Raw genomic sequence first — 8456 nt, 5'->3', positions numbered from 1 at the left:
AGCATCCATCCAACTGAGGAGATGACTCATGGCCCATACTTACTTTCTGAGCGGTTCTTTCGATGCCGAAGCCGCGACCGCCAAGCGCGCCGAACTCGAAGCCCTATCGAATAGCGATACCGAAGTTCGGCTCGATCTGTCGGAAGTCGATTTTCTCGATAGCTCGGGCGTCGGTGCGATTGTCTTTCTCTATAAGCGTCTCTCGGCACGCAAAATCGGCCTTACCCTTGTTGGGGCCGATGGCCAGCCCGCGCGGCTTCTGGAGTTCTTGAGAGTGCCACGGGTGATCCCGATGGTTTCAGCCGATCTTCAGCGCCAAGCGTGAGGCGATGATGTTTCGGCCCGTCATATTCCTGGTCTCGATTACTGCGCTCCTATCGGCCTGCGGCGGCCCGTCCTGGCCCAATCCGGGCCAGGGTGGCCATCTTGGCCAGTATCGCCCCCTAACCGAGGCTACGTCGGCTCCGGCCCCCCTTGCTGAAGCCCGCGCCCGCGTGGCCCTCGTTCGGGCAGGCCCGGCCCCCACCTATGCGCCCGGCCGGTTGCGGGACATCGAAACGCTCTTGGCCCGCGCCGAGCGTGAAGCTCAAAGCGACCTAATCGATGGCATGGCCGCGACCTTAGGGCGTCTCAACCTTGCGCTGACCGCGCTCGACCAAAGCCTCTCCCCGTCCTTGGCTCTCGGAGACTAACCATGCGCCGCTTACTCCTTATCCTCACGCTCATCTTTCTCTCCTTCGGTACTTACGCTCAGGAAGAAGCTTTGCGGATTGGGGATATTCTGACCGTCTCGCTCCCCGGAGAAGCGGCGCTGAGTAAAGATTTCCAAATCGACCGCAAAGGCCGCGTCACGCTGCCGGAAGTCGGCGCGCTGGTGCTGTCGGGTAAAACCCCCGCCGAGGCGGAAAAGCTGGTGCGCGAGCGGTTGGGGAAAGCTTTCCGGGATTTGGATCGGCTAACGGTCGTCCTTAAGGAGCGGCGCTTGCTGGTCTCGGTGCTGGGCTATGTGAAAACCCCCGGCCCGGTGGAACTGCCCGGCGATGCCACCGTGCAAATGGCGATCAATACCGCCGGCGGCCTTAGCCAGGGCGCGCAACTCGACCGGGTTCAAGTGCGGCGGGGCAAGCAAACCCTCAACTTCGACTATAAGAAATATCTTGATAGCGGCGATACCAGCCTGCTGCCGGACTTACAGCCGCTCGATACGGTGTTCGTGCCCGCCTCGCCGCTCACAGGGAATGTGCAAATCGAGTTCGATGGGCGCACGCTGGCCGCGGCAGGCGATGGCGCGGAAGAGCGTACGGCGATCAAAGTGTTCGGCGAAGTCAATACGCCCGCGATCTTCGCCTACAAGCCGGGGGTAACAGCGGTCGATATGCTGATGCGCGCCGGCGGCGTGACCCGCTATGCCGCCGTTGAGCAGATCCGCATTATCAACCAGGGCAAGCCGATTCTCTTCAATTTGCAAAACTACCTCGATACCGGCGATAAGGCGCAACTGCCCGATGTGCAGCCGGGGGCCACTCTGTTCGTGCCGAAGCAGATGGAAGAAATCCGTCGGGGGGCTTCCACCGTCTATGTAATGGGCGAAGTCGCAAAGCCAGGCGCATTCGACGGCAAGCCGGGCGCAACCTTCATCGATGTGCTGGCCAATGCGGGCGGGCCGACCCGCTTTGCCGATACGCGCCAAATCCGCGTGCTGCGGGCCGATGGCAAGGTCGAGATGGTCGATCTGCCGCGCTATACCGAAAATCCCACGGCGGCCCCGCTGCCCCCGGTCCGTCCGGGCGATGCGATTTTCGTTCCCGAGAAAATGGATACCAATGAGCCCTCGTGGTTGAAAATCGCCCCCGGTCGTGCCGTTCAGGTGCTGGGCGCGGTCTATAAGCCGGGGCGGTTTGAATGGTCGGACGAAATGACGTTTTTCGATCTTATCGCCCAAGCGGGCGGGCCGACCGCACGCGCCGATGTTTCCCACGTTCAGATCATTAAAAGCGATGCCGAGCGGGCGAAACCAACGCTGTTCGATCTTGGGGCGTTTCTCGATAAAGGCGGCGATCTTGCCAGCGTGCCGAAAATCCGCGCTGGGACGATCATCATGGTGCCCGAGCTGCCGCAAGACCCGTCTGACAATAAAGCCCAATGGACGCGCCAAGCCTCGGATCGGTCGATCCACATCATGGGGCAAGTGGGGGCACCGGGGCGCTATGCCTTCAGCGAGAATTTCTCCTTCATGGATATTCTCTCGGCGGCCAACGGCCCGACCAGCGGCGCGGATTTGCGGAATATCCGCATCTCCCACCGCGACGATATCAAGGGCGCGGCGCGCGTTACGAAACTCGACTTCACCCGCTATCTGGAGACCGGCGACGGCACCTTGCTGCCGCGCGTCAAACCCGGCGATGTGATTTTCGTGCCGGAGCGCAACGGCGATTGGCTGGACCAGAGCAAGGAAAATACCGTGCGCGTGCTGGGCGCGGTCGGCAAAGCCGGGCGCTACCGCTTCTCGGACGATATGAGCCTGCTCGATTTGCTCGCCGAAGCGGGTGGCCCGGCCAGTGACGCCTATCAGGAGAAAATTCTCGTGGTCAATCTCGGCTGCTGCCAGGAACAAGCCCGTATCTTCGATCTTGTCAACTTCGCCAAAACGGGTGATGTCACCAAGCTCCCCGTGGTGCGCCCCGGCGACACGGTCTATGTGCCGACCATCGCCCAGTCCGACTGGAAGATCTTCATGGACGGCGTGCGCGATACGGTTTCGGTGCTCTCGATCTTCGCGCTGATTGGCGGTGCGCTATGATGGAGTTGAACCCGACCTATCAGGAAATCGAGGCGATCTACGGGCGCACGATTGGCCGGGGGGCACGCAGCCTCTCGGTCACGGCGATCCGCTCTGGCGATGGCGCGACGACCTTGGCGCAAGCGCTAGCCGCCCGGTCGGCAGCGGCGGGGTTGCGGACCGTTTATCTCGATCTCAATTTGCATCGGCCCCTCGTGCGGGCAGTCGAATCGGTCTGGCGGCCGGGCAATCGGTCGGTGAACGCGGTGTGCTTGCCCGCCGACCAGAGCCGGCGTTTCGATCTGGTCCCGGCCCCGGTCGCCCCCCGCGAAGGGCGCGATACTTTGGTGGATTTTCGGGAGGGGCGGCATTTGTCGAGCCTGCTTCAGGACGATCTCGCCGACTATGAGGTGATTGTGGTCGATACTTCCCCGGCGACGCTCATCAATGGGCGCAATATCCCCGCCGATCGAATTGCAGCGGCCTGCGATGCGGCGATTCTGGTTGCCCTGAGCGCGGGCACGCGGCTGCCGGAAGCCCGCGCGGTGGTGGAAAGCCTGCGCCTAGCGGGGGCAAATCTCGCCGGGCTCGTGTTAAATGACCGGGACTTCCCAACCTTGGGCGAAGAGTTTGCCCGCGAAGCCCGCCGCTTGCGGCGCATTCTGCCCGGTTTTTCAGAGCGGCTCGCGCGCTGGTTTCTCACGCGGCCCCTGCTACGGCGTCATTGATCCCCCTGTCACCTGAAAACCAAAAAGCCCGATCACTCTGATCGGGCTTTTGTTGTTTCGTGAGGAGGGGGACTTAGGCGGCTTTGGCCTGCATCCCGGCGGCGAGCGCGCTAAAGGTTTGCGTGAGCCCAACGGTGAGGGGCGTATCGGCGATCACCCCCAGCCGGTCAATCGCTCGGCGCGGGCTGCCGACCGAACTGCGGATGTCGCCGGGCCGCGCTTCGCCAACGCGAATATCGACCGCACTGCCGGAAATATCGCGTAGCGCCATCGCCAAAAGGCGAATGGAGGTTCCGCGCCCGGTGCAGACGTTCAGAACGGGGGCTTCCACACTGGCTTGATCCATCCCGGCGAGCAGATGCCGGACTACATCGCCAACAAACACGAAATCGCGGGTTTGGTAGCCATCGCCGTGAATCACAATCGGCTCGCCCCGCCGGATGCGGTCGATGAAAATCGAAATCACGCCGGAATAGGGCGATGCCGGGTTTTGGCCCGGCCCATACACATTGAAAAAGCGAAACCCCATCGAAGGGATGGCATGGGTTAGGCCGGCCACACGGGCGTGGAGTTCGCACCCGTATTTATCCGCGCCATAGGCCGTCAGCGGGTGTGGGGTCGCGGCTTCGGCAATGGGGAGAATTTCTTGATCGCCGTAGATTGCCGCCGAGGAGGCATAGACAACCGGCACGCGGGTGCGGCGCGCGGCGTTGAAGACGGCGATCGTGCCGGTCAAATTCACCCGGTGCGTGCCGATCCAATCTTCAACCGAGCGCTGGACCGAGGCGATGGCAGCCAGGTGAAAGCACCCATCAACCCCGCGCATCGCGTCGGTCATCACGCCCGCATCGGCCACATCACCAACGATCAGCCGAACGCCGTCCGGCAGAACATCGGCGCGCCCGGACGAAAGATCATCGACCACCGTCACCCGATGCCCTTGCGCCAGAACGGCGCGCACCAAATGACCGCCGATAAACCCGCACCCGCCTGTAATGAGATAATGCGCCATTCTATGGCTCCTTTTGCTCTGTTGTGCCAAAGCAATCGCAAGCCAGGGGCCGAAAGAAACCTAAGTAAATTCAATGAATTGGCGTTTTTAAAGTCTTGCGCTCTGCAAATTGGATGCAATTTGCGACGCGAAAGCAGTCTGCAAAACCCATTGGCCTCAGGATTTTCCCGAAAAGCGCTGGCACAGGGTTTGCGCTTTCCAAGGCCTAATCCCTTATCTGGAGGCGGCTGATGCGTGGGGACGTTTGGATTTTGCTCGATAGCCGCAGTTTTGGCGGCATCGAGCGGCATGTCGAAGTCATCGCCCAAGCCTTACAGCAGGCGGTCCCGGCGGCGGGAATCACCCCCCGCGTGGTGTTTCTGCGCGATCATGGCCCGCATCCCCTGAAAACACGGTTGCAGGCAGCGGGGGTTCCTTACGAAAGCTTGGCGGATCATCCGCTTGCCCTAATCCAAGCCCTCCGAAGTCGCCGCCCGGCCTTGCTCCACACCCACGGCTATCGCGCCGGAATTCAGGGGCGGCTTTCGGCCCGATTGGCCGGGGTTCCGGTGATTTCCACCTTTCATGCTGGGGAGCCTGGGGTTGGCCGCGTGCGGCTCTATCAAGCGCTAGACCGGCTGACCAGTTGCCTCGGCCCGCGCTTGGCGGTGAACGAGACTATTGCCTCCGCGCTGCCGCGGCCGGTGGCGGTTCATCCCAATTTCATTCCGATTCCGCCGTTTAATCGCGGTACCCCGTCACCCGCAATTCCCCGCATTGGGTTTGTCGGGCGTTTATCGTGGGAAAAAGGGCCGGATCTCTTTCTTGCCCTTGCCCGGCGGATGGAAGGCCGCGCGGCGTTTCATGTTTTCGGCGACGGGCCAATGCGGGCGGACCTGCAAGCGGCCGCCCCGCCCAATCTGTGCTTCCACGGTTTCCAAGCCGATGTTGCGGCGGTTTGGCCGATGCTCGACCTTCTATGTCTTCCCTCCCGCCACGAAGGGTTGCCGATGGCCGCCCTTGAAGCGATGGCCGCAGGGGTCCCCGTGCTGGCCTTTGGCGTCGGCGCGTTACCGCAGCTTTTGGCGACGGGGGCAGGCCTTCTGGTTCCGCCGGAGGACCAAAGCGCCTTGGAACAGGCCCTGGCCGCGTGGCTCGATAGCGCCCCCGAGGCGCGCGCGGCCTTGGCCTTGGCCGCCTATACCCGTGTCTTTGAGACCTACGGGTGTGAGGCGGGAGTAGCGCGGCTCCTGGCCGCCTATACGAGCGCTGCTTAGAGCGGTTCTGGTTCGATCAGGAGAATGGTCCAATCATCGGAGAGTTCTTGCGCATTCAGATACTGCGTGACGGCGACAATCGCTTCGCTGAGAGGAAGCGACCGGAGATCGTTTAAAATCGGCGTTAGGGCGGCAAGCACATCTTCCGGCAGGCCGACCGATTGCGTGTGCGGAAAAATCCCGTCCGTCACGATCAACAGCCGCTCGCCCTTCCCCAAGGAAATATCAATCGATGGATAATCAGGATCGCGGACAAGGCCGATCACCGGGCCGGGATGGGTGGTGAGTTCCCGAGGGGTTTCCGAAAGAATAAGCGGCTCCGGGTGCCCCGCATTGGTGAGGCGCAGCCGCCCCGGCCCGAGGGGTTCGATTATCATGCCGGTCATCAGGCAGTCTTGCAGCAACCGATCCTCGGCAATCGCGCGCGATAACCGGCGTAGCAGATCATTGGCCGAAAAACCCTGCTCACCCAGCCCCTGCACCAGGCCGCGCACATAACCCGCGAGAACATGCGCCATCAGCTTGGCTTCCAGCCCGTGACCCATCACATCGCCCAACAGCAGGCGCTCCTGCTCGCCATTGGTGAGCCGCACCAGCATATCGCCCCCGCCGACCGAAATCGGGCGCGAGGCCAGGGCGCAGCGGAACGGGCCGAACCGCGACGGCGCTTCCGGGGCGATGGAGCGGGTGAGGCGCGATTGCATATGCCCCAACATTTGGGCGCGATCCCGTCCGGCTCTCCCTAACGCCCGATCAACAGTTTTCAGCAAGGTGGCGCGCGTGACCGGCTTTTCCAGAAAATCATCGATACCGAGCCGATTGGCGCGGGCTTCGATTTCGGGCGTGCGCGAGCCTGAGAAAACGATAATGGGAACCGGCGGGCTATTGGGGTCGCGGGTTATTTGCGTCAGCAGGTCCAGGCCCATTTGGTCCGGCAGATTAATGTCCGACAGAATAAGATCGGGCTTGGTGAGGCTGGCGAGCGCCAGGGCTTCCGCCGCCGTCGTGCAGCCGACCACGTCATAGATCGGCAACAGCATGGTTTCGTAGAGCCGTCGCAGGGTGGTTTCATCCTCGATCAGCAGGAGCCGGGGACGACGGCGGGCCAAATTCCGGGCGATGCTGAAGCGGTTTGGCGGCCCGGCCTCGTAGCTATGGTCGGGAAACAGGCGGCGGATAAGAAACAGCCCATAGCCGCCCTCTTCAACCGAATCGTCGAAGGGGTTCAGCGCCGGGCGTTTGGCGACCGAGTTGAATGCTTCGAACGGCCCGCCATCGTCTTCCAGCGTCAGGCTGAGGGTTTCTACCGTCAGGCGTAGGCAAACATGAATGGTTTGCGCGCGGGGGGCGCGGCTGTGTTCGATGATGTTATTGACGATCTCGCTTGCCGCCGTAATCAGGTCTTGAACCGGCCCCGTTGGCAGATTGAGTCGCGGGGCTGCGTCCAGCAGTGCGGCCCGAATAACGCGCGCAACGCCGGTTTGAATGGGGAAGCGCTGATCGAGAAGAATCATCGCCGATTACGTCCGTTGGAAGGAGCGCGACAGATCCGCTATGCCCGCGCGCAACGCCCGCCGGTCGGCGGTCATGAGGCCCGCGAGGAAATGGTATCCAGCGGCGATCCCGCGCCGATTGTTTTGCTCCAGCGCCTCCGCGTGCCCGACCAGCAGCCGGGCGCGCAGCCGCAGCCGATCTTGCCAGCGGGTCGGGCCTCGGCTCAGATGGCGCTGCGCGATCATCGTCATGGCGGCAATCCGTAAGTGACGGGCTTTGGTTAGGCTGCCGGGGCGCAGTAAATACTCGGTCGTCACATCCGGGCTCCAACTGACGGGACCATGCCCGGCAAGGCTAAGCCAAAGGTCCCAATCTTCGCTCGAGGGCAGCGATGGATCGAACCCCCCGACCGCCAGAAACGCGTCGCGGCGCACCATGACAGTGGAGGTGCCGACTAAGTTACGGCCCAAGAGGGTCGAGCGCTGGGCGTTCAGCCGGGTGAACCCTCGCGCGATTGCGGGTTTTGCGCCCCAATAGTCGAAGCAGGTTCCAAAATCCTGGCCGTCTAGGGTGCGGTGGCGGTAGTCGGTAAAGCTTAGAACGACCTCGGGGTCGGCCTGATGGGCCGCAATCTGGGCCGCAAGCTTCCCCGGCATCCACACGTCGTCGTCATCCAGAAATGCGACCAGCGGGGCGCGCGCTTCCTCAACCCCCAAATTGCGCGCCAAGGCCGGGGACCCAACATCGGTTTCGATGATCGTAAGCGGGCGCGGGCAATCATATTGAGCAAGCCAAGCGGCGGTTCCATCGCTCGAACGATCAACGACAACAATAATCTGTATGTCTTCTACGGTTTGATCGACAATGCTTTTGAGTGATTTTTTAAGATATTCTAAACAATTATGCGTGGGTATAACGACTGCCACTGCAAATTCTTCCTGAATTACTGTTTTTGTCATTGCTTGTCTCCTGAGGTCTCAAGAACTGGCATCTGGTTTGCGATGGGCATTGGTAACGAAATCTCGTCCCCGTCCCCCGCGTGTCTGCCGCATCCCTTGCAACGGTTAGACCAGCCCAGCCCCTCAGGAGGCCCTATGAAGACCATCGGTTATATTCTGGCTGCTTTTCCCGTTCTGTCGGAAACCTTTATCGGAACCGAGATGCGCGCCATGCAGAAGCGCGGGCAC

8 protein-coding genes are annotated in these 8456 nt (G+C 61.9%); 5 read left to right on the top strand and 3 right to left on the bottom strand.

All coding sequences use genetic code 11. The annotated features are described in order from the left end of the window. Positions 1–28 precede the first annotated feature (28 nt). The 4 genes from VZ95_RS02985 to VZ95_RS02970 are packed head-to-tail and all read left to right on the top strand — an operon-like array spanning position 29 to position 3507. Complete coding sequence (locus tag VZ95_RS02985; RefSeq protein ID WP_045774559.1) at positions 29–325, top strand: STAS domain-containing protein; 297 nt, start codon at positions 29–31, stop codon at positions 323–325. A 4-nt stretch (positions 326–329) separates the two neighbouring features. Beyond that, the gene (locus tag VZ95_RS02980) at positions 330–692 is read left to right on the top strand and encodes a hypothetical protein (protein WP_045774558.1); all 363 of its coding nucleotides are present in this window, start codon (positions 330–332) and stop codon (positions 690–692) included. 2 nt (positions 693–694) lie between these two features. Next, the gene (locus VZ95_RS02975; protein WP_045774557.1) at positions 695–2800 is read left to right on the top strand and encodes an SLBB domain-containing protein; all 2106 of its coding nucleotides are present in this window, start codon (positions 695–697) and stop codon (positions 2798–2800) included. Then, positions 2797–3507 carry a P-loop NTPase family protein gene (locus VZ95_RS02970; RefSeq protein WP_052711433.1) on the top strand — a complete coding sequence of 237 codons (711 nt, stop codon included), beginning with the start codon at positions 2797–2799 and terminating at the stop codon, positions 3505–3507. Before VZ95_RS02975 ends, VZ95_RS02970 begins: the two co-directional genes overlap by 4 nt. A 73-nt stretch (positions 3508–3580) precedes the next feature. Here VZ95_RS02970 and VZ95_RS02965 read toward each other — a convergent pair whose 3' ends face one another. Continuing rightward, the gene (locus tag VZ95_RS02965) at positions 3581–4519 is read right to left on the bottom strand and encodes an NAD-dependent epimerase/dehydratase family protein (RefSeq protein ID WP_045774556.1); all 939 of its coding nucleotides are present in this window, start codon (positions 4517–4519) and stop codon (positions 3581–3583) included. A 230-nt stretch (positions 4520–4749) separates the two neighbouring features. Between VZ95_RS02965 and VZ95_RS02960 the strand changes: the two genes are divergently transcribed. Further along, positions 4750–5775 (top strand): glycosyltransferase family 4 protein, encoded by a 1026-nt coding sequence (locus VZ95_RS02960; RefSeq protein WP_045774555.1) that lies wholly within the window; start codon positions 4750–4752, stop codon positions 5773–5775. Here VZ95_RS02960 and VZ95_RS02955 read toward each other — a convergent pair. Further along, positions 5772–7289 carry a SpoIIE family protein phosphatase gene (locus VZ95_RS02955; RefSeq protein WP_045774554.1) on the bottom strand — a complete coding sequence of 506 codons (1518 nt, stop codon included), beginning with the start codon at positions 7287–7289 and terminating at the stop codon, positions 5772–5774. The two genes, VZ95_RS02960 and VZ95_RS02955, sit on opposite strands and share 4 nt — an antisense overlap. A 6-nt stretch (positions 7290–7295) precedes the next feature. Further along, a complete protein-coding gene (locus VZ95_RS02950) occupies positions 7296–8228 on the bottom strand; it encodes a glycosyltransferase family A protein (RefSeq protein WP_084627543.1) in 933 nt (310 codons plus the stop codon). Positions 8229–8456: the final 228 nt, after the last annotated feature.

This window comes from Elstera litoralis, assembly GCF_000963705.1.
Lineage (GTDB): Bacteria > Pseudomonadota > Alphaproteobacteria > Elsterales > Elsteraceae > Elstera > Elstera litoralis.
This window is presented reverse-complemented; position numbering and strand designations above follow the sequence as displayed.